Annotated in this window: 16 protein-coding genes and 1 pseudogene; 2 read left to right on the top strand and 15 right to left on the bottom strand. The window is 72.0% G+C overall.

The annotated features are described in order from the left end of the window. Positions 1 to 28: 28 nt before the first annotated feature. The 10 genes from WME98_RS35785 to WME98_RS35740 form a co-directional block, all read right to left on the bottom strand. Entirely contained in the window at positions 29 to 1,561 is a 1,533-nt protein-coding gene (locus WME98_RS35785; protein WP_437946104.1) for a hypothetical protein, read from the bottom strand. Beyond that, the gene (locus WME98_RS35780) at positions 1,518 to 2,573 is read right to left on the bottom strand and encodes a hypothetical protein (protein WP_437946103.1); all 1,056 of its coding nucleotides are present in this window, start codon (positions 2,571 to 2,573) and stop codon (positions 1,518 to 1,520) included. Before WME98_RS35780 ends, WME98_RS35785 begins: the two co-directional genes overlap by 44 nt. Then, complete coding sequence (locus WME98_RS35775; RefSeq protein WP_437946102.1) at positions 2,570 to 3,316, bottom strand: nucleotidyltransferase domain-containing protein; 747 nt, start codon at positions 3,314 to 3,316, stop codon at positions 2,570 to 2,572. Before WME98_RS35775 ends, WME98_RS35780 begins: the two co-directional genes overlap by 4 nt. Before the next feature lie 3 nt (positions 3,317 to 3,319). Continuing rightward, positions 3,320 to 4,717: a DUF692 domain-containing protein gene (locus tag WME98_RS35770; RefSeq protein WP_437946101.1), complete on the bottom strand. Its 1,398-nt coding sequence runs from the start codon at positions 4,715 to 4,717 to the stop codon at positions 3,320 to 3,322. Next, positions 4,696 to 5,619, bottom strand: coding sequence for a Rieske 2Fe-2S domain-containing protein (locus WME98_RS35765; RefSeq protein WP_437946100.1), 924 nt, complete (start codon positions 5,617 to 5,619; stop codon positions 4,696 to 4,698). Before WME98_RS35765 ends, WME98_RS35770 begins: the two co-directional genes overlap by 22 nt. A gap of 209 nt (positions 5,620 to 5,828) precedes the next feature. After that, positions 5,829 to 7,217, bottom strand: a complete 1,389-nt coding sequence (locus WME98_RS35760; RefSeq protein WP_437946099.1) for a cytochrome P450 — start codon at positions 7,215 to 7,217, stop codon at positions 5,829 to 5,831. Between the two features lie 216 nt (positions 7,218 to 7,433). After that, positions 7,434 to 9,359, bottom strand: a complete 1,926-nt coding sequence (locus tag WME98_RS35755; protein WP_437946098.1) for a protein kinase domain-containing protein — start codon at positions 9,357 to 9,359, stop codon at positions 7,434 to 7,436. Between the two features lie 254 nt (positions 9,360 to 9,613). Beyond that, positions 9,614 to 9,895: a hypothetical protein gene (locus tag WME98_RS35750; protein WP_437946097.1), complete on the bottom strand. Its 282-nt coding sequence runs from the start codon at positions 9,893 to 9,895 to the stop codon at positions 9,614 to 9,616. 193 nt (positions 9,896 to 10,088) lie between these two features. Next, positions 10,089 to 10,295 carry a hypothetical protein gene (locus tag WME98_RS35745; protein WP_061623378.1) on the bottom strand — a complete coding sequence of 69 codons (207 nt, stop codon included), beginning with the start codon at positions 10,293 to 10,295 and terminating at the stop codon, positions 10,089 to 10,091. Between the two features lie 305 nt (positions 10,296 to 10,600). After that, on the bottom strand, positions 10,601 to 11,230 hold the full coding sequence (locus tag WME98_RS35740; RefSeq protein ID WP_437946096.1) for an ABC transporter permease: 630 nt from the start codon (positions 11,228 to 11,230) through the stop codon (positions 10,601 to 10,603). Positions 11,231 to 11,617: 387 nt separating this feature from the next. Between WME98_RS35740 and WME98_RS35735 the strand changes: the two genes are divergently transcribed. Next, complete coding sequence (locus WME98_RS35735) at positions 11,618 to 12,271, top strand: TetR/AcrR family transcriptional regulator (RefSeq protein WP_437946095.1); 654 nt, start codon at positions 11,618 to 11,620, stop codon at positions 12,269 to 12,271. 14 nt (positions 12,272 to 12,285) lie between these two features. Here WME98_RS35735 and WME98_RS35730 read toward each other — a convergent pair whose 3' ends face one another. From WME98_RS35730 to WME98_RS35710, 5 genes and pseudogenes are all read right to left on the bottom strand, one after another. Beyond that, positions 12,286 to 13,266, bottom strand: a complete 981-nt coding sequence (locus WME98_RS35730; RefSeq protein WP_437946094.1) for an alpha/beta fold hydrolase — start codon at positions 13,264 to 13,266, stop codon at positions 12,286 to 12,288. 302 nt (positions 13,267 to 13,568) lie between these two features. Next, positions 13,569 to 14,039 (bottom strand): annotated as a pseudogene (locus WME98_RS35725) (WD40/YVTN/BNR-like repeat-containing protein); the annotation flags it as partial. Between the two features lie 155 nt (positions 14,040 to 14,194). Next, positions 14,195 to 15,520: an L-fuconate dehydratase gene (locus WME98_RS35720; protein WP_437946093.1), complete on the bottom strand. Its 1,326-nt coding sequence runs from the start codon at positions 15,518 to 15,520 to the stop codon at positions 14,195 to 14,197. Between the two features lie 155 nt (positions 15,521 to 15,675). Further along, the gene (locus WME98_RS35715) at positions 15,676 to 16,206 is read right to left on the bottom strand and encodes a hypothetical protein (RefSeq protein WP_437946092.1); all 531 of its coding nucleotides are present in this window, start codon (positions 16,204 to 16,206) and stop codon (positions 15,676 to 15,678) included. A gap of 112 nt (positions 16,207 to 16,318) precedes the next feature. Continuing rightward, positions 16,319 to 17,695: an MFS transporter gene (locus WME98_RS35710; protein WP_437946091.1), complete on the bottom strand. Its 1,377-nt coding sequence runs from the start codon at positions 17,693 to 17,695 to the stop codon at positions 16,319 to 16,321. 643 nt (positions 17,696 to 18,338) lie between these two features. On the opposite strand from WME98_RS35710, the gene WME98_RS35705 reads away from it, so the two are divergent. Then, positions 18,339 to 19,496 (top strand): cobalamin-independent methionine synthase II family protein, encoded by a 1,158-nt coding sequence (locus tag WME98_RS35705; RefSeq protein ID WP_437946090.1) that lies wholly within the window; start codon positions 18,339 to 18,341, stop codon positions 19,494 to 19,496. Positions 19,497 to 19,514 lie beyond the last annotated feature (18 nt).

The following is a 19,514-nucleotide window of genomic DNA, read 5'->3' as shown; positions in this document are numbered from 1 at the left end:
ACGACAAAAGCCGCGCCGTCCACGCCGCTCACGCATCGAGGAAGCGAGCCTCCCGGAAGCCGGCCCGGAGCAGGTCGCGCGGGATCGGCAGGACCCGAAGCAGCGGCGCGCCCTCGGGCACCTCGATCGGCGCCCCGAGCCGGCGCACGTGGAACACCGCGGGGGTCGCGAAGAAGACGTCGGTCGCGACCACGCCGCGCATCACGTCGTAGCCCTCGCCGTGGATGCCGTCGAGCAGGCTCGACCAGCCCGGCGGCGTCCGGGTGAAGGCCCACGGCTTGACGAAGAAGTGCGGCTCGCCCGGCGGGTGGGGCGTGAAGTACTTCGTCAGGTACCAGAGCGCCCCGCGGTTCGCGGCGATGAAATCCTCGCCGAAGGCCCGGGCGAAGGTGCGCTCCACCGCGGCCGCGCCCTCGGCCAGGCGCGTCGCCTCCGGCGCGACGGCGAGCGTGTGCCCGTCGAACGTCGCGCGGAACGGCACGGCGTTCCTCACCACGAGCGACGCGAGGCGCCGCGCCCCGCCGCGCCACGGGACCGGATCCGGCCCGGCCGCGGTCGTGACCTCGGTCACCTCGGCGATCTCGGGCGCCGCCGGCCCGGCGACGACCAGCCGCACGCACGCCGGCCCCGCGCTCCCCTCGCCCGCGTCGCTCCCCTCGCCCGCATCGCCCTCTCGCGCGCTCCCCTCGCCCGCGTCTCCCGCTCGCGCGCTCCCCTCGCCCGCGTCGCTCCCCTCGCCCGCGTCTCCCGCTCGCGCGCTCCCCTCGCCCGCGCCCCCTTCGCCCGCACGCCCCTTCCGCGCGCCGGCCTCGCCTCCCACGAGGCGCCGGTACTTGCGGGTCACCTCGCCCTTCTTCACCGCGAAGTACCTCGCGTCGTAGAACTCCGCGTGCGCCCGCCCCACCTCGGGCGCGTCCGCCAGCGCGCAGGCCTCGATCCGCACGCCAGGGCGCACCGGCGCGAGGCAGCCGATCTCGCCCTCGAGCCGCAGGCGCCGCGGCGCCTCGTCGCGGACGCGCAGCTCGACCACCAGCGGGACGAACGCGCGCTCGTCCGCGAGGTACGCCTCGCTCACCTCGATCAGCACGTTGCGGCGGTTCGCCGCGCCCGCGACCCGCAGCCACACGCCAGGGTCCGGGCGCACCAGGAGCCCGGTCCACAGCCGCAGCCGCGGCCGCCCCAGCCCCGTCCGGCACGTCCAGGCGAGGCCGCCGCGCAGCGCCCGGTGCCACGCCCCGTCCGGCGCCAGGAAGCCCTGCGACACGAGCCGGGGCAGCGCGGCGCGGTGGGCGCGGAGCAGCGCCTCGCGGTGCTCGCCCACCGGCTCGGCGCGGAGCGACCCGAGGCGCCGCTGCACCTCGATCGGCCGCGCCAGCGTGATCTGATGACCGAACGCGTTGCCCTCGAGCAGCGGCACGCACGCCTTGGCCACGCGCAGCGGCACCGCGCCGTCGAGATCGCCGGCGCGCCGGGTCAGCCGGCACAGGCCGAGGGCGTCGAGCACCTCGAAGCAGGCATCACCCGCCGCAGCCACCGCCACCGCCGCAACCGCCGCCGCCACCGCAGCCGCCGCCGCCGCCGCAGCTCGACGAGCTGCACCCCGAGCCGCCGGAGCCGCCCTCGGTCGAGACCACGCGCGGCGGCGTGATCGCGAAGATCATCGGCCCGAAGAGCGGCGACATCGCGAGCGCCGCCGTGCCGGTCGCGGCCACCGTCAAGCCGATGTCCACCGCCTCCCGGCGGCGGCCGCCCGCGACGTCGGCGCGCAGCGAGACGGTCGAGTCCTCGATCCAGTCGAGGTAGGCCGACTTCAGGGCGCTGTACGCGCTCGTGCTCCTCGCCACGAGCCACGTGGCGAACACGAGCGCGATCATCTCCACCACCAGGAACGTGTGCGGCCGGTGGAGCTCCTCCGCACGCAGGACGCGGATCAGCCCCACGCCGAGCAGGACGAGGCCCACCGCCCAGACCACCGCCGAGAGGATCGCCACCGTCCCCCGCGGCCGGATCATCCCGGCGGCGGCGAGCTCCTCGCGGAGCTCCGGCTCGACGTCGGCCGCGACCCGCTCGGCGGCCGCGCGCACCTGCTCCACCGAGAGCGCCGCGCTCGGGTCGCCGCCCGGGCGGAGCGACGTGAGCACGCCGAAGAACGCCGAGAGCACCCGGTCCCGCGGCGGGGCGCCGCCCGCCACCTGGAACGACTCCCCCTTCCCGTCGCCGCCGGGGACGAGCCACCCCGCGGCCATCGCGACCGCGATCAGCGTGGCCGCGACGCCCTTGTTCTCCTCCCGGAGGTACGCGATCGCCCAGTACTCGTCCGGCTGCGGGACCCAGCCCATCGAGAGCCGCTGCCGCTCGGGCGGCGGCGCATGGAAGCGGTACGGCGTGCCCGCCGCGGCCGCGGCCGCCGGCGCGCCGCCCGGCTGCGCCGGGCGATCGAGCGACGCGCCGAGCGCCTTCCGCGCCAGCGCGGCGAAGAAGAGGCCAGACGACGACAGCACGAAGTAGAACAGCAAGAACTCCGGCCCCGACGCGATGTTGAACGGGAAGAAGTCGAAGATCTCGTGGATCATCGCGCCGCCTCCCCGTGCTCGAGCCGATCGACGTCGTCGACCGCGCGGGCGAGCAGCGCCGCCAGCGCCTCGTAGGCCGCGCCCGGCGCCTCGTGGGCCCGCTGCAGTGGGGCGACGTCCACGCCGAGCAGCTTGCCCGCGCCGGCGAGCACCGTGCCGAGATCGTCGTCGCCGTCGATGCCGCGCAGGCCGAGCAGGGCGTGCAGCGGGCCGCGGATCTGCTTCACCTTGCGGAGCACCGCGCCGCGCAGGGCGTCGTCCGAGCCCATCCCGTCCACCACCGCGCGCCGGAGCCGGATCTGCGCCTCGCGGAGCTCCTGCTCGACGCGCAGGCGGCGGTTCTTGCCGTCGATCACCAGCGCCGAGAACGGGTCGCGGCCGGAGAGGAGCACGTGGCACCGGCGGATGTCGTCGTAGAGCAGCGGGAACACGTCCGCGGCCTGCGGGATCTCGGCCGCCGTGAGGATCATCGCCTCGATCCGGGCCGCGTAGCGCGCGAGCCGGAGCGCGTTGGCGATCGCGTCGAGGCTCTCGCGGGACGCCTCCTCGAGCACCACCATCAGGTCCACGTCGCTCTGGCCGTCGCGGTAGCCGCCCCGCGCCGCGCTGCCGTAGACGAGCAGGCACGCGAGCCGGTCGCCGAGCGCCCGCTCCAGGCTGTCCTTGAGCTCGACGAGCCGCGCCTGCACCGGCGCCGGCAAGCGGGAGACCGCGCTCCCCGCGGCGTTCGATCCGTCTTTCATAGGCTATCTTCGCGGCTCGACGATCCGGACATCGGCGCTCGAGCCCATCCCCTTGATCGCCCAGATTACCCGACCTCCGGGCAGCCGTTCCCGCCGAATGAACGGCAGGAGCCTGGGCCGCACGCTCCCGTCGGCCGCCGGCCCGACGAAGCGGGCGCGGAGGAGCAGGCCGTCGACGAGCGCCTCGGCCGCGAGGCGCTCGTCGGCCGCCGCCGCGGCGGCGATCCGGAGCGCGTCGGCGACCGCGGCGAGGCGGTGGGCTCGCGGCGACGCCTCGACGCACCGGGCCCCGAGGCGCGCGGCCGCCTCGCGGTGCGACGCGAGCCGCGGCAAGAGCGGGAGCGCGTCGTCGACCCGCTTGCGCTGGAGGATCGCGCGCGATCGCGCGACCTCGTCGGCCGCGAACGGCCGGACGTCGGCCGGCGACGGCGCGCGCGGGGCGGTGAAGAGCTCGGCGACGCGCGCCTGGACCGCGGCGAGCGCCGCGGCGCCGGGGGGCGGATCGGCGGCGGACGCGGGCGGCGACGCGGGGCGCGGCGGGGGCGGCGAGCGGCGCGGCGGCGCGGACCGGGCGAGCGCGCGGGCGGTCGCGAGCTCGGCGGCGAGGGCGGCGAAGGGCGGGAAGTCGCCGTCGCGCTCGAGGAGGATCGGGACCGGCCCGGTGGCCGCGAGGACCGCGGCGAGGAGGGCGAAGACCGGCTCGGGGACGGGGTGGGCGTGCGTGTCGAAGTAGAAGCCGTGCTCGCGGGCGCCGCCGGCGACGTGGATCATCGCCACGCGCTCGAGCGGGTACGACCGGGCGAGCGCCCCGGGATCGACGCCGGCGTTGACGGCGTTCGCGTAGACGTTGCCGACGTCGAGGAGGAGGTCGCAGCCGGTGCGGGCGACGACCTCGGCGTAGAAGCTCCCCTCGTCGAGGGCGTCGTCGGGGAAGCGCAGCGTGCGCGCGGCGTTCTCGAGCAGGAGCGGGATGTCCGGGAGCGCCCGCCGGGCGGCGGCGACGTTCCGCGCGACGACGCGGGCCGCCTCAAGCGTGTACGGCAGGGCGGTGAGGTGCCCGATCTCGCGCCCGCCGCCGCGCACGAAGGCGACGTGCTCGCTCACGACCGGGGCCGCGAGCTCGCGGCAGAGCGCCCCGAGGCGGCGGGCGCGATCGAGGTCGACGCCCTCGGCGCTGCCGAGCGATAGCTTCACCCCGTGGGGCACCACCGGCCAGATGCGCGCGATGGCCGCGGCCTCGCGCCGCGCGGCCGGGCTCGCGAAGCAGGCCTCGGCCACGACCTCGACGAAGTCCACGGCCGAGGGCGCGGCGAGCAGATCCGCGGCGAGCTCGGGGCGGAATCCAACGCCGACGCCGCCGACGCCGCCGACGCCGCCGTTCAGAGGAACTGGCTGCTCCACTTGCGGAACGTCATGATGGTCTTCTCGCCGGCGCACAGGACGGGCTGGGGGCGATAGATCTTGTTCTCCCAGATCGGGATGTCCTCTTCGATCTGCCGGCACACCTCGGCGGCGAGGGCGTGACCGAGGCGCTGCGCGCCGTCGTTGCGCAGCCAGAAGGCGACGCGCACGTCGACGAGGTCCTCGTCGATCGGGGTGACCGCGTTCACGAAGAGGAGCTCGACGATGCCGGTGAAGCGGATCGTCCCGTACCCCATGCCGTGGCCTTCCCAGGTGATCGTGCCGTCGACCACCTGCCCGTTCGGGCCCTTCTGCTTCACCGACGATCGGGATCGGATGATGTGACCGTCGATCTCGATCTCGGTCCGGGGCTGCGCCGGCATGCTGTGCACCACGACGAAGTGGGCCGGGTCCACGATGTTCTCGAGCGTCTCCTGGACGTGCGTCCGGATCCTCCAGCGCTTGCTCGTGCCCGGGGACCACTCCGCCGAGCGCGCCTCGGGGAGCGGCGGGATCTCGAACGCCGGGGGCTCGCCCGAGGGCGCGTGGTGGACCAGGATGGCGCCGTCGAGCTCCCGCACCTCCCAGCAGCGGACCCTCGCCTTCGGGGGGATCGTGTCCGCGTACGGGATGTGCACGCACGCGCCCTCGCCGGAGATCACCCATCCATGGAACGGGCACCGGATCCCGCGCTGCTCGACGCGGCCCCCCACCCCGAGGTGGGCGCCCATGTGCGGGCAGTGGGCGTCGAGGACGCGGGCCTCGCCGTCCTGCGTCCGGAACAGCACCAGGTCCTGCCCGAAGCAGCGGAGCGGGAGGGGGCCGCCGGTGGACAGCTCCTCCGCAGAGGCGACCTGGAACCAGCCTTTCGGGAAAGGCGGAAGGGGGATTCGAGCGCTCACGTGGATCTCCTCGGCGCCGCGCCTGTCGTGTTCGCCCGTGCGCTCGTGCGGCGCCGGGGGTGGGGGCGGAGTCGTGCCGGCGGTCGCGGCATGAGCTCACCATCTTACGAGACCCGGGCGCGCCGAGGTACATCCGAGCTCACGCCGGGCTCGCGCGCCCGAGCGGGCGGCCGCGCTCCAGCGGACCGCGCGCTCGGCGGGCGATCCGATCAGGCGGGGTGGAGCGTCATCGTGAGGGCATGGCGCGGCCGGAGGGTGGTGACGGCCTGAGGCGACACCGGGCGACCGGGCACGAGGCGCGTGCGGAGCCGCCGCAGCAGGACGGCGAGGAGGATCTGCGCCTCCATGATCGCGAACAGGTTGCCGATGCACTGCCGCGGTCCGCCGCCGAACGGCATGAACGAGTAGCGCGGGCGGGAGGCCGAGCGCTCGGGCGTGAAGCGCTCGGGGTCGAACCTCTCGGGGTCCTCCCAGAAGGCGGGGTCGTGGTGCATGACGTACTGGCTGACGATGACGGTCGCGCCGGCGCGCACGGGATAGCCGCAGATCTCGTCGTCCTCCTTCGCCACGCGCGGGAGGAGCCAGGAGGGCGGATAGAGGCGCATCGCCTCCTGGATCACCATTTTTGCGTAGTCCATCTTCGCCAGGTCGGCGGCCGTGGGCCGCCGGTCGCCGAGCACCTGCTCGATCTCCGCGCGGAGCTTGCGCTCGACCTCGGGGTGCCCGTCGAGCAGGTAGAAGAGCCAGGTCATCGTGATCGCCGTGGTCTCGTTGCCGGCGATGAACATGGTGACGAGCTCGTCCCGGAGCTGTCGGTCATCCATGCCGGAGCCGGACTCGTCCCGCGCGTGCAGGAGGAGCGAGAGGAGGTCGTCCCGCTCTTCCCCGCTCCGGCGGCGTTCCTTGACGAGGCGCAGGATGCCCTCGTCGATTTTGGCGAGCGCGCCCCTGAAGGCGCGGTCGCCCGGGAGCAAGCGGTCGGGCACGAAGTAGAGGAACATCCTCGCGTTCAGCGCCTGGAACGCGGTGAGGAGCGCGTCGCCGAGGCTATCGGCCTCCCGGGGGGTGATGCTGGCGCCGAACATGGTCGCGAAGATGATGCGCTGGGTGAGCCGCATCATCTCCCTGTCCATGTCGATGACGGCGCCCGTGCGCGCCAGCTGCTCGAGCCGCGGCAGATCGCTCTCGACGACATCGACCATGAGGTCGACCAGGCCCGCGAGCTGCCGCGGCGCGAATAGCGGCTGCATGCGCCGGCGGTTCCGGAGCCATTCGTCGCCGCTGGCCGAGACGAGGCCGTTGCCAAGGAGCCTCCTGAGGGGCTTCCACATCCCGCCTTCCTTGGTGAAGTTGCGCCAGTTGTCGTTGAGGACGTACTGCGCCTGATCGGGGTGCGTCGCCAGGTAGGCGTGGAGGACGCCGAGATCGAGCTCGATGAGCGCGCCCGGGTGCTGCCGCGCGAGCTGGAGGAAGAGGCTGGGCGCGTCGTGCACCAGCCCCGGGAGCAGCCCTACCACCGGATAGCCGCGGGCACGCGCGGCAGGCTTGCGAACCGACGTTGACGCAGCCGTGGACGAGGGATCGAACGTTTCGAGCATGGTCGCGCTCTCCTCTCCTGGAGGAGGCTACACGAGCTCGGTCGCCTGCCCAACCGTGGCTGAGGCGAACGCCGCCGGATGTCCCAGGGCGCAGCCAGACCGCCGATCAACGGGGTCAACGCACCGGATCGTGCTCGCATGTGACCGTTGAACCGGCGGTCACGTCCTACGAGCCCACCGTCGCTCGAAGTCGATAGAGGTCCTCGCGCGACGACGCTACGGAATCGCGAACGACTGCGACCGGGTGACCGGGCCTCCGGCGAACGGCGGGATCGTCGCGCCGCGGAATATCGAGGCGACACAGGAAGCGACGTCGGTGGCCGCGAACGGCTGACCGACGACGATCGCATGGCCGACGTGTCCATTCGGCGCGAACGTCACCTGCACGACGCCGCTTCCCGTGGGGCCCGTGGCGCGCGCGCAGCTCTTTGCCTTCGCCGCGGCCTCGACCAGGACCCGACGCGCGAACAGGTCGTGGAAGGGCCTCGCCGGCGCCGCCCTCCCCTCAGGCGCGGGCACGACCGGCTCCGCGTACACGGGTTCTGCTTCCGGTGTGCTCGGAGCGCGAAGCGCAGGGCCGGGAGCGGTCGCCTTGTCCTCGTCGTAGAGCCCGTCCGGCGCGACCGGCCGGGGCTGCGGTGCCCTACGGCCATCCTGCGGTTGCACGGTCGGCTGGCGTCCTTGACCGATGTTCCCGTCCGGGGGAGCGCTCGGCTGCGCGATCATCGCCGCTGAAGGCGGGCGGCGTTCCTCCAGCGCCGGCGGCTCCGTCGACTCACGCTGCTGCGCGGGCGGCGGCTCCGTCGTCTCACGCGGCTGCGCGGGCAGCGCCTCCATCGACATGCGCGGGCTCGGCGCCTCCACGTCGCCCCTCGAGGCGGCCCACACGAGCCCGCATCCTCCCAGCACCGCAGCGGCCGCGACGCCCAGGAACCAGGCCCGCGTGGAGGTCACCGGGAGCTGTATCGACTCCTCGGGGGAGATCCTCGGGCCGGAGTCCGTCACCGCGGAGGAATCCGTGACCTGCAAAGCGGGCACGCCGGACGCGCGATTCTCGGGCGCGAGAGGCGCCTCGGTCGGCTCGGCCCTCGGCTTGGGACGGAGGTCGACCGTCGCGTGGTCCGAGCCGCGCACCAGACCTGACGTCGCTTCCTCCGGGCGATCATCCTGGCCCGGCGCGGGCGCGTCCTCCGGGGGCGCTGGCGCCGTGGTCGCCAGGCCAAGCACGGAGACCCCGGCCGATCGCTCTCCGGCCGCCGGCGGCTCCATCTCCGGCAGCGACGCAGCCGGCCTCGGCACGCCCGTGATCCGCGCGAGATCGTCCAGCATCTCGTTGACGGACTGGAATCGCTGCGTTCGATCGCGCTCGAGCGCGCGGGCGAAAAACGAATCGATCGCGCGCGGTAGGTCGGGCGCGACCCGCGTCGGACGTGGCGGAGGATCCACGAGGATCTTCGCAAAGACCGAGCCGAGCTCGTCGCCCGGGAAGGGGAGCTCGCCCGTGATGGCGCGGAACAGGATGACCGCGAGGGACCACAGGTCGCTTCGGTGATCGATGTCTCGTTCGCCCCGCACCTGCTCCGGGCTCATGTAGTAGGGCGAGCCGAGCACCTCGCCCGTGCGCGTCACCTCCGTCATGGGTCGGCCGGAGATGTCCTTGGCGATGCCGAAGTCGAGGATCTTGACGACCTCCTCGTCGTCGACGCGGGCGAGGAAGAGGTTGCCGGGCTTCAGGTCGCGGTGGACGAGGCCGGCTTCGTGCGCGCGGCGCAGGGCCCTGCCCGCCTGCATCAGGATGCGCGTCGCGCTGGACACCGACAGCCGGCGCACGCGCTTGAGACGCGCTTCCAGGTCCTCACCATGAAGCAGCTCCATGACGAGGTAGGGATGGCCGCCGTCGATGCCATGATCCTGGACATGGACGACGTGCGGGCTCTGGAGGTTGGCCGCGATGCGGGCTTCGCGCTCGAAGCGAGCCACGAACGACGGCACGGCAGCCAGCTCGGGGGCCATGAGCTTGACCGCGACGGGAGAGCCGAGCGTGACGTGGCGCGCCACCCAGACCGACCCCATGCCGCCTTGCGAGAGCGGGCGCTCGATCCGGTACTTCCCTCCGATGACGGATCCTGGAGCGATGTGCATGTCTGGCGCCTACTTCTGGTTGCCCTACGTAGGCGAGGGTACATGAACGGTGGGCGAGGAACCAGAATCTCTGCGGGATGGCGCCTACCCGACTACCCGAACCTGGGTCGGATATCTCGGACCGGCTGCACCATGCTCGCCGAGGTGCGCGCGCGTCACGGCCAGGTCGCTGGAGAGCGAGGTCTCCGGGCACGCTGCGCCGCGCAGCACGGCGTCCACGACGTTTTGTTCAGCCGCTCTTCCGCGGGCGCCGCCTACCAGCAGGTCGGCTGTCCCTGGCAGCAACCGGGCTCCCCGGGCTCGCAGGTCTGTTCGTCGCAGTCCGCCATGCAGGCGTCCCGCTCGCCGGCGCACAGCTCGTAGTCATCGCCGGACTGGACGCAGAGCATGAAGAACCTGGCGCACCGCCCCTTGCAGTTGAGCATGGCCTGGCTCGCCTCGCCCACGTCGCCGTCGGGGGACGGCTCGTCGACGACCTCGACCTGACAGCCGATCAGGGTGAAGCTCACCAGCAGCGACGCGAGAAGGACGGACATGGTTCGTTGGATGACGCGAGTAAACATTCGATTCTCCTCGATGTAGACCGGGCATGTGAAACAGAGATGTCTTTGACGTCGACAGGAGCTCACCTTGAGCGCCCCTTGCGTCGGAGTCGCCCGCGGCTCCCGTCGAGCTACGCGCTCGCGCGAGGGGCCGGCGCAGGCCGCGATCGACGGCCCTTCGCGACGGCTACTCGCAATGGCAAACAGGCGGAGGCCCCAGGGTGCATACGACCTTCTCACCAGGCAGGCAGAAGGGCACGGGCGGCTTCGCTGCGGCGTCGCTCTCGGCGGCGGCCTCGACCACCGCGCCTTCGCTCGATCCGGGCGTGGCGGGGTCGGCATCGCCGACGTGCGCGAGCGGCAGCAAGAACGCGGCAAACAACAGGTGCTTCATGGACAGGCTCCTTCGGGTTGCTGTTCGTCTGGACGCCGACGCGCCGCCCCCTGCGCGCCGAACCACGCGCGACGTGCGTGGCTCGGCGGTCGAAGCGGCGTTGTCGGCGAGAAACGAAGCGGTCGGCGAAGGAACCAGCAATCGTCATGCCGCGGCGGGCGGGCCGGGCGACCGTCGGCGAGCTCCCGCGTTTGCTCCGAAAACGAGGCCAATCGCTCGCCTGAGCCACGGAGATGAGCACGAGGCTGGCGAGCCCCCTGCCTCTCCGGAGGAGACACCTGTTCCTCCCAAGGAACAGCCGGGGGTCAGCGCCGCGCTTGCTTCGCGAGCGCGGTCAGGCGACGGCCCTCGAGGACCGAGGCGACGGCGTAGCCGCCGCCGCCGGCGATGGAGAGGACCCAGAAGAGGCCGGGAGCGCCGAGGAAGAGCGCCGCGGTGGAGGTCAGGGCGAGCCAGGTGCCGAGCCCGTAGTGCAGCAGGTTGCGGCGGACGGCGCCTTCGCCGAGGTAGATCAGGCCGACGACGAAGCCGGAGCCGGTGGGCCAGAGGATGGTCTGCAGGTCCGGCATGTCGAGGGTGTACGCGAGGCCGGTGATGGCGAGGAACAGCGCGGTGAAGGCGCTGACCCACGAAGCGCCGAGCAGCTTGCCGGACAGGGCGTCGGCCCCACTCGCGCCGCGCTGGGCGCGCGCGGCGGCGAGGGTGGCGTAGACGGTGCCGACCGCGAGCCCCGTTCCCAGGAGCGCCATGGGTAGCCAGCCGGGCAAGGCGAGCAGGGGGCTGGCTCCCTTGGAGAGCGCGGCGGCGCCGTGGCCGAGCGCGTAGGCAAGCCCGAAGCTGATGTAGATCGCGCGGTTGTCGACCTCGCCCACGGGAAGCGCGGGGACGGCGGCGGTGGTGGTGGCGGCGAACAGGGTCGGGGTGGCGGCGGACATGATGGGAACCTCCGGGTCATGGGGGCGAGCCGAGAACGGCGAGCCGTTGAAAGACAACGCGACGCCATCGGCATCGACTTACACGTGTAAGATTATTATCGTCACCTAACGGTTGTCAACTTAACTCGGCGAGAAAATCGTGCCGGCGCGTGGAGGGCGTCGGGGCGTGGCGCGAAGCGGCTGGCCCGCGCCCCCTCGCTGGGGCTGAGGTCCACCTTCTCGGCCGCAAGACGACGAGCCCACGGACCGGAGCCAGGGCGCAGGGTCACGGCCGCTCGTCGCCGCCGTCGAGAAGGTCCGCCGGCCCTCCGCGGATGTAACTATTCTTACGTTACCTTCAGCCTGCAGGGGCTAACATCGATAAGTTTTTAGGTGTAAGGTAACACCATGAGAGACAGCGGAACGGCGGCGTCGGCCGCACCGAAACCGGCCCGCGACCGCAACCGCCGCGGCGAGGGCGCCCGCCTGCGCGACGACATCGTGGCCGCGGCGGTCGCGCTGCTGGACGAGGCCGGCGACGAACGCGCCATCACGCTGCGATCGGTGGCCCGCCGGGTCGGGATCGCCGCGCCCTCGATCTACCCCCACTTCCCCGATCAGCCGGCCATCATGCTGGCCGTCGTGCAGCAGGCCTTCGCCGAGCTCGAGAGCCAGCTGCGCCGCGCCGCGGAAGAGGCCGGCGACGATCCACGAGAGCGGCTGTACGCCATTTGCAACGCCTATCTGGAGTTCTCCCGGACGCACCCAGAGCGCTATCGCACCATGTTCGGTGGCCTCTGGATGCCCACGCTGGGCGACAGCTCCCTGACGGAGCGGGACCTGACCACGCTCGGCGAGGGAGCCCTGAAGCTCCTCGTCGACGCCCTCGGCGGCTGCGTCGCCGCCGGCTGCTCCGCCAGCGCCGACCCCGCCGCCGACGCGATCGCGCTGTGGCTCGGCCTGCACGGGCTCGCACACCAGCGCGCCGTGACCCGCATCTTCCCCGGGCCCGCCGACATCGCCGAACGGATGATCTCCGCGCTTGCGCGCCTCAACCCCTGAGCGGGCGGCGCTGCTCAGCAGCCGAGGAAATCGAGCACATCCTCGTTGAACTTCTCGGGGTTCTCGACCCACATGAAGTGGCTGCCCCCCTCCTCGGCGCTGAAGATGATGAGCTCCGCGCCGGGGATCTGGTCGGCGACCCACTGCTGGGAGATGGGGCTGAAGATGCTGATCTCGCCCCCGACCACGAGGGTGGGCACGTCGATCCGCGGGATCACGTCCCGCCAGTCCTGCGCGGCCTGGTCCACGAGCAGCTTGGCCGCGTACTCGCGCGGGAGCTTCAGGTTCTCCTCGACGATGGCGGCCAGCCGATCCGCCGGAAAGTCGGGGCTGAAGAGGCTCGCGACGAGGCCCTGGGTCGTGGCGATCCCGTCGGGGCCGCGCAGCGCGGCGGCCGTGTCGTAGAGCGACTGCGGCGTGAACAGGGACCCTGCCTCGACCTTCTCCTCCTCGGACCAGTCGGGCCAGGCCGTCATCGCCGGGCCGACGTCGACAAGGATCAGCCGATCCAGGTACTGCCCACCGTAGTTGTCCCAGTAGCTGTAGAGCACGCCGCACCCCATCGAGTGCCCGAGCGCGGTGACGCGCTTGAGCCTCATCCCGCGGAGGAACTCGTGGAGATCCGCGCTGAAGCGCGCCATGCGATAGCCGTGGTCGACCTTCTCCGACTCGCCGTGGCCGCGCCAGTCGAGCACGATGACGTGGTAGTGCTCCGCAAAGGCGAGGATCTGCGTCCGGTACAGCGCCGCCGACTGGGACCACCCCGGCAAGAGGAGCAGCGGCTCGCCTCGGCCCGCCTCCAGGTAGTTGAGCGCGACGCCGTCGCTGGTCGTGAAGGTCCCGGAGCGGATGCGCGGGCGCGGCGCGGCGGACGCCTCTCCGCCGAGCAAGCTCGCGGCGGCCAGCCCCGCGCCGAGGCCCACCGCCTGCTTCAGCACCTGGCGGCGCGTACGGTCCGAGCGGGACGAAGGTGCTCCTTGCTTCTTGTCGGTCATGACTCTCGATCTCCACTGCAGGCCGCGCGAGCACGAGGCTGCCCCCCGGACACAGCGCCGCCACTGCAAAAGAAAGCTCTCGACACGACGGCAGGGACGTCGGAAGTGACGACCTCTGCCGGCGCGCCACCGGGCAAGATGCACACGAGTGGAGCTCCGCGGCAAGGAGGGAAATGCTCTTTACCAAAGAAACGTAAACAAATCTCCGACACCGGCGCTCGCCACGGATCTGGCCAGCTGCGCCGGAGGGGCGCCTGGGCTTAGCGCATCGCATCGCGGCGATGCGCGGTCATCGACGCGCGTCAGGCCATGAACCGGACGCAGTAGATCGGCGGGAGATGGGTGGAGATGGCGTGCCACGAGTCGCCCTGATCCTCGGTGATCCAGAGCGAGCCTGTGGTGGATCCGAAGGCGAGGCGATCGCCGCTGTCGTCGATGTCGAGGGCGTGCCGGAACGTGAGGTCGTACGCGTGGCGCTGCGGGAGCCCGTCGCGGAGCACGTCCCAGGTCTCGCCGCCGTCGCGGGTGCGGGACACGACGACGCTCGCGCCGACGGGCACGCGCGTCTCGTCCTTCTGCGCGGGGACGAGCCACGCGGTGTCGGGGTCGCGCGGGTGGACGGCGACGGCGAAGCCGAACGTCGAGGGGGTCGCGCTCGGGACATCGCGCCACAGGGCGCCGCCGTTCGTGCTGCGGAAGACGCCGTTGTGGTGCTGGGCCCAGAGGTGGTCCGGCCGCGCGGGACAGGCGACGACGCGGTGCGGATCCTGCATGCCGCGTGCTCGCGCGCGCGGAGCCCGCCGCGCGCCCCTGCTCGGGCCGCATGGTCGATCTGGACGGAGGACGATGCAAGCCCCACGGCGGGGCCCGGCCGCCCGTGACGGGGATCACCGCGAGGCCGCGCCGCCCGTCAGGACGGGCGGCCCGTTCAGGGCATCACGGACGCCTGCCGTTGCCTCACCCACGCTTCTCCGAACGGGAACTCGAACCTCTCGAGCGACTCGGGCCGCAGGGTGACGCTGCATCCCGCCGCGCTGGGCGGCATGTAACGGCCAGCCTCGATCACGACCGGATCGACGAAGTGCTCGTGGAGGTGGTCGACGTGCTCCAGGACGCGATCCTCCAGCGACGCGCTCACGCAGATGTAATCGAAGAGCGAGAGGTGTTGCATGATCTCCGGCAGGCCGACCCCGCCGGCGTGAGGGCAGACCGGGACGCCGAACTTGGCCGCCATGAGCAGCACGGCGAGCACCTCGTTGACGCCGCCCAGCCGGGCGCCATCCACCTGGCAGAACCGGATGGCGCCGGTCTGGAACAGCTGCTTGAACATGACCCGGTTGTGCGCGTGCTCTCCCGTCGCCACGCCGATCGGCGCGATCGCCCTGGCGATGGCGGCGTGGCCGAGGATGTCGTCGGGGCTCGTGGGCTCCTCGATCCACCACGGATCGAACGCGGCGAGGCGCTGCATGCTGGCGATCGCCTGGTCCACGTCCCACACCTGGTTGGCATCCATCATGAGCCTGCGGTGCGCCCCGATCTCCTCACGGAGGATCTGCGCCCGGCGGATGTCGTCGTCGAGGTTCGCGCCGACCTTCATCTTGAAATGGGAAAAGCCGCGCGCGAGCCCCTCGCGGCACAGGCGGCGCAGCTTGGCGTCGGAGTAGCCGAGCCACCCCGCGGACGTCGTGTAGGCGGGGAAGCCGCGCTCTCGCATCTCTCGCTCCCGCGCGCTGCGGGTCGGCGCGCTCCGGCGGAGGATCTCGAGCGCCTCGTCGGGGCCGAGCGCATCCGTGATGTAGCGGAAGCTCACGCAGCGGACGAGCTCCTCGGGGGTCATGTCCACGAGCAGCTTCCAGAGCGGCTTGCCCGCCGCCTTCGCCCGCAGATCCCAGGCGGCGTTGACGATCGCCGCCGTCGCCAGGTGGATGACCCCCTTCTCGGGGCCGATCCAGCGGAGCTGGCTGTCGCCGGTGATCTCGTCCCAGAATGCGCCCATGTCGGCCGTCACCTCGTCGAGGCGCCTGCCCACGACGAACGGCCGGAGCGCGCCGATCGCCGCCACGCAGAGCTCGTTGCCGCGGCCGATCGTGAAGGTCAGGCCGTGGCCTTCCAGCCGCTCCGGGCTATCGGTCTCGAGCACGACGTAGGCCGCCGAGTAGTCCGGCTCGGGGTTCATGGCGTCCGATCCGGCGAGAGAGCGCGAGGTCGGAAAGCGGATATCGCGGGCGACGACATCGGTGATACGGACGGACATAGGCCCCCTTCGAAGACCGCGCCGGACAGCGCGCGTGGCCCTCGCCGGTTAGATGCCGGCGCAGCGCGAGGGGGGCGGTCACGAGCGGCGCGGGCGCCGGGATCGCTGCGACGATCGGCCATGCGCCCGGGGCAGCGCGTCGAGGCGAGCGCCGGTCATTCGCAATTCCAGCCGCCACCGGTCACGCGCAAGCCCGCGGCGCAAGCCCATCGCTCCTCCGTGAGGGCCTTGTAGACGCAGGACAGCGATTTCTCGTCGAGATCGAACGCATCGGTCCCGATGGCGCAGCCCACCGCGTCGAACAGGACCCCGATCGCGCCGCCGCACGGGAAATTGGGGACGAGGCACTCGTTCCCGATCTCCACCACGCGCTTCGCTGCCGCCTCGGCGGAGATGCCTGAATCTTCGCAGAACACCGGGCGCTCCTCGCAGGCCGGGCGGCCATCGAGCGGGATAGGTTTGTAATCCCAGTCGGTGACGATGACCCCACCGACGCCAAAGCCCCCGAGATCGTCCCGGCCTCCCGTGCCGCCCGAGCCTCCGGCGCCGTCCGAGACGTCTCGGCCCCCCGCGCCGCCGCCGCCGCCGGTGCCGGGGCCGGCGCCGGCGCGCGGCGCCGAGTCGCCGGTGGCACAGCCGAGAGAGCTCACGAGCCCAAGGACAAGCAATCGCTGTTTCCAATGCATGGTCAGAGCATAGGAGATTCCATGGGGAGCACAACGGGCCACTTGGGCTCCGCTCTCGGTGCCGCGAGGCGCGCGGAGGTCGCCCCGCGTCGCGGCCCCGCGCCCTGCTCACTCACCCCCCTTGGGCCTGCGGCGAAGCGCTCCCCTTCCGTCCCGGGATGTGGGTGCGCAGCGAGGCGAAGCTCACGACCACCAGCGCGACGGCGACGGCCACGGCGTAGAAGAAATAGCTCACGGGCGGCTGCGGCTCGAGCGCGAAGAACGAGCCGCCGGCCACCGTGCCGAGGAGCCCGCCGGCGCGAGACACCGTCTGCGCGCAGCCCACGCCGGACGCGCGGATATACGTGGGATAGGAGTGCGCGCCCACGGTGTAGAGGAAGCTCTGCATGCCATTCATCGCCATGCCCGCGAGCGTGAGCAGCGCGAGCGACCGGCCGTCGAGGACGCCCCCGTTATCGAGGATGATCGTGCCGATGAGGAACGTGGCGACGGCGCCGACCGTCGAGAGCGCCGCGCCCACGCGGCGCGAGCCCCACCGGCCGATCATCACGGCGCCGCCCACCGCGCCGAAGAACCCGCCGAAATTGAAGAGCTTGGAGCCCTGGAGCGACTCCGCGGTGCTCATGCCCGTGAAGGACAGCACCGTGGGCAGCAGGTTCACGCAGGAGAACAGCGCGAGCGTGTTCAACGCAAACGCGGCCCAGAGCAGCAGCGTGGTGGAGCGGTACGTGGGGCCGAGCAGCGCGGCGAGCCAGCTCCTGGGCGGCGGCGGCGGCTCGGCCACCACGAAGCGCTCGTCGCCGGTGAAGCGGCGCTCGCGGAACAGGCGGTTCAGCAGCTTCGCGAGGCGGCCGTGCAGGTGGGGGCGCTGCGCGAGGTACTTCGGCGACTCGGGCAGCAGGAACATCGCCGCCACGAAGAGCACGAGCGGCAGCGCCGCGCCGATCCAGAACACACCGCGCCAGCCGTACATCGGGATGACCCGCTGAGCGACCCCCGCCCCGAGCATGCCCCCGAGGGGCACGGCCACCATGGCGCACGCCACGGCGATGCTGCGGGCGTGCTTCGGGGTCCATTCGGAGATGATGGCGGCCGCGAGCGGCGTCACCCCGCCGAGCCCGATCCCCGTCACCACGCGCCAGATCGTGAGGCTGGCGAGCGAGCCGGCGTGGGCGCAGAAGAACGACCCGAGGGCCAGGAACGCCATGCAGGCGATGTACGAGCGCCTGCGCCCGACGCGATCGCCGGCCCAGCCGAGCGCCACCGAGCCGACGGCCATGCCCACCATGCTGCCGGTCAGGGCCGGCGTCAGCGCCGCACGCGCGATCCCCCACTCCTTCAGGACCTCGGGCGCCACGAACGCCATCGCCTGCAGGTCGAAGCCGTCGACCAGCATGATGATGACGGTGAGCACGGTTATCGCGAGCGGCAGGCCGATGAACTTCGCCGAATCGATGAGCGATCCGATCTCGATCTCGTTCTTGTTCATCTGGCCTGCTGCTCGACGCGACGCGAACGGGGTTGCACGTCCTACTCGACCTGGCCTGGCGCGTCCATCGCCCGGCGCCGCGCCCGCCGGCGAGGGGGCGCGCGCCCCGGAAGCATCGGTTGGCTCCCGTCGAGCCGATCTGATCCGTCGCGGCGCCTGCGCCGAGCCGGCTCGCCGCGCTCCGCGGCGCACGCACGCTGTCGAGGCGCGTCCTGTCGGCGCACGCAGATGCCCTGCTGTATCTGTGCGAGCCCATCATAACAGGGGACACGAGGGCTCCTCGCCCATTGAAAAATTCGCTTGAGTTCACCCCAGACGAAGCGCGAGAGATGGACTCAGGGCAGGAGCCGGAAACGCGCTGTCCGTCGAGGTTTGGACGAGCACCTTTGACCGTTGCGCCGTGAGCGGGGCGCGTGTTAGGGGTCGGGGAGGAGGAAATCCGGTTCGTTCGCCCCAGGCGCCTCGGGTTTCCAGCGGAGACAACCTCGATTGCCACGTGAGCGAGCCCGACCCTGGGTGGGAGCCGGCGTCGCCGAGCGATCGCGCCGGGGCGTGCCGGGGGCGCCCTCATCGCGCATCGGAGGGCGAGCGAGGGCTCGTTCGAGGTCGTGGACGACCGCAATCGTTGGAGCCAAGAGGGGTCATGAGACGCAGCGAAGACCGGATTCTCACCACCCACGTCGGCAGCATCGCCCGACCGGCCGCGATGCTCGACATGGCGAGCCAGCGCATCGGCCCGCCGAAGGACCCGGCGGCCTACGCCAGGCTGCTGCGCCAGTCGGTCGCCGATGTGGTCAGCCGGCAGGCGGCGGCCGGGATCGACATCGTGAACGATGGCGAGTACGGCAAGTCGAGCTGGGCGAACTACGTCCTCGAGCGCGTGTCGGGCTTCGAGCTCCGGCCTGGCGGCAAGAGCCCGCGCGACTGGCTCGGCCGTGACAAGGTCCGCTTCAAGGAAGTCGTCGATCTCGAGTTCAAGGACAACCCCGGCACCCTCATGCAGCACGTCTGTACGAGCGCCCTCCGCTACCGTCCGGGCGACGTGCAAAGGGACGTCGACAACCTGAGGGCCGCGCTCGCCGGCGTGAGCGTCGCGGAGGGGTTCCTCACGGTCGTCGCGCCAGGGAGCGCCGTGTTCAACGGCCTGAACGAGTTCTACGGGAGCGAGCGCGACTACATCTTCGCCCTCGCCGAGGCGCTGCGCGAGGAGTACCTGGCCATCTCCAAGGCGGGCCTGGTCGTCCAGGTGGACGACGCGGTGCTCGCGAACATGTATGATCACCTCGTGCAGCAGAGCCCGCAGGCGTACCGCAAGTGGGCCGAGCTGCGCGTGGAGGCGCTCAACCACGCGCTCCGCGACATTCCGGAGGATCGCGTCCGCTATCACGTGTGCTTCGGCAGCTGGCACCTGCCGCACATGTCCGACGCGCCGCTGGAGGACATCGTGGACCTCATCCTCCGCGTCCGCGCGGGCGCGTACTCGATCGAGGCGGCGAACCCGCGGCACGAGCACGAGTGGCGCGTGTGGCAGAAGGTGAAGCTGTCGCCGGAGAAGATCCTCATTCCCGGCGTGATCACCCATCACATCACGACGGTGGAGCACCCGCAGGTGGTCGCCGATCGCATCGTGCGGTTCGCCAACATCGTGGGCCGCGAGAGCGTCATCGCCGGGTCGGACTGCGGGTTCGCCCAGGCCGATCACATTCAGCGCGTCCACCCGACGGTGATGTGGGCGAAGTTCGAGTCCCTCGCGCAGGGCGCGCGGCTCGCCACGGAGGAGCTGTGGGGGCGCAAGGCGTGACGCGCTGAACGCGCCGCG

The sequence above is a fragment of the Sorangium sp. So ce296 genome, from assembly GCF_051529605.1.
Taxonomy (GTDB): domain Bacteria; phylum Myxococcota_A; class Polyangia; order Polyangiales; family Polyangiaceae; genus Sorangium; species Sorangium cellulosum_D.
The sequence above is the reverse complement of the archived record's forward strand: the minus strand, read 5'-3'. Positions and strand labels throughout refer to the sequence as shown.

What these genes read in the sequence shown, in the direction of transcription:
- WME98_RS35780 (WP_437946103.1), bottom strand. Translation starts at nt 2,573, where the DNA reads ATGATCCACGAGATCTTCGACTTCTTCCCGTTCAACATCGCGTCGGGG.
- WME98_RS35775 (WP_437946102.1), bottom strand. Translation starts at nt 3,316, where the DNA reads ATGAAAGACGGATCGAACGCCGCGGGGAGCGCGGTCTCCCGCTTGCCG.
- WME98_RS35760 (WP_437946099.1), bottom strand. Translation starts at nt 7,217, where the DNA reads ATGCTCGAAACGTTCGATCCCTCGTCCACGGCTGCGTCAACGTCGGTT.
- WME98_RS35755 (WP_437946098.1), bottom strand. Translation starts at nt 9,359, where the DNA reads ATGCACATCGCTCCAGGATCCGTCATCGGAGGGAAGTACCGGATCGAG.
- WME98_RS35750 (WP_437946097.1), bottom strand. Translation starts at nt 9,895, where the DNA reads ATGTCCGTCCTTCTCGCGTCGCTGCTGGTGAGCTTCACCCTGATCGGC.
- WME98_RS35745 (WP_061623378.1), bottom strand. Translation starts at nt 10,295, where the DNA reads ATGAAGCACCTGTTGTTTGCCGCGTTCTTGCTGCCGCTCGCGCACGTC.
- WME98_RS35740 (WP_437946096.1), bottom strand. Translation starts at nt 11,230, where the DNA reads ATGTCCGCCGCCACCCCGACCCTGTTCGCCGCCACCACCACCGCCGCC.
- WME98_RS35735 (WP_437946095.1), top strand. Translation starts at nt 11,618, where the DNA reads ATGAGAGACAGCGGAACGGCGGCGTCGGCCGCACCGAAACCGGCCCGC.
- WME98_RS35730 (WP_437946094.1), bottom strand. Translation starts at nt 13,266, where the DNA reads ATGACCGACAAGAAGCAAGGAGCACCTTCGTCCCGCTCGGACCGTACG.
- WME98_RS35720 (WP_437946093.1), bottom strand. Translation starts at nt 15,520, where the DNA reads ATGTCCGTCCGTATCACCGATGTCGTCGCCCGCGATATCCGCTTTCCG.
- WME98_RS35715 (WP_437946092.1), bottom strand. Translation starts at nt 16,206, where the DNA reads ATGCATTGGAAACAGCGATTGCTTGTCCTTGGGCTCGTGAGCTCTCTC.
- WME98_RS35710 (WP_437946091.1), bottom strand. Translation starts at nt 17,695, where the DNA reads ATGAACAAGAACGAGATCGAGATCGGATCGCTCATCGATTCGGCGAAG.
- WME98_RS35705 (WP_437946090.1), top strand. Translation starts at nt 18,339, where the DNA reads ATGAGACGCAGCGAAGACCGGATTCTCACCACCCACGTCGGCAGCATC.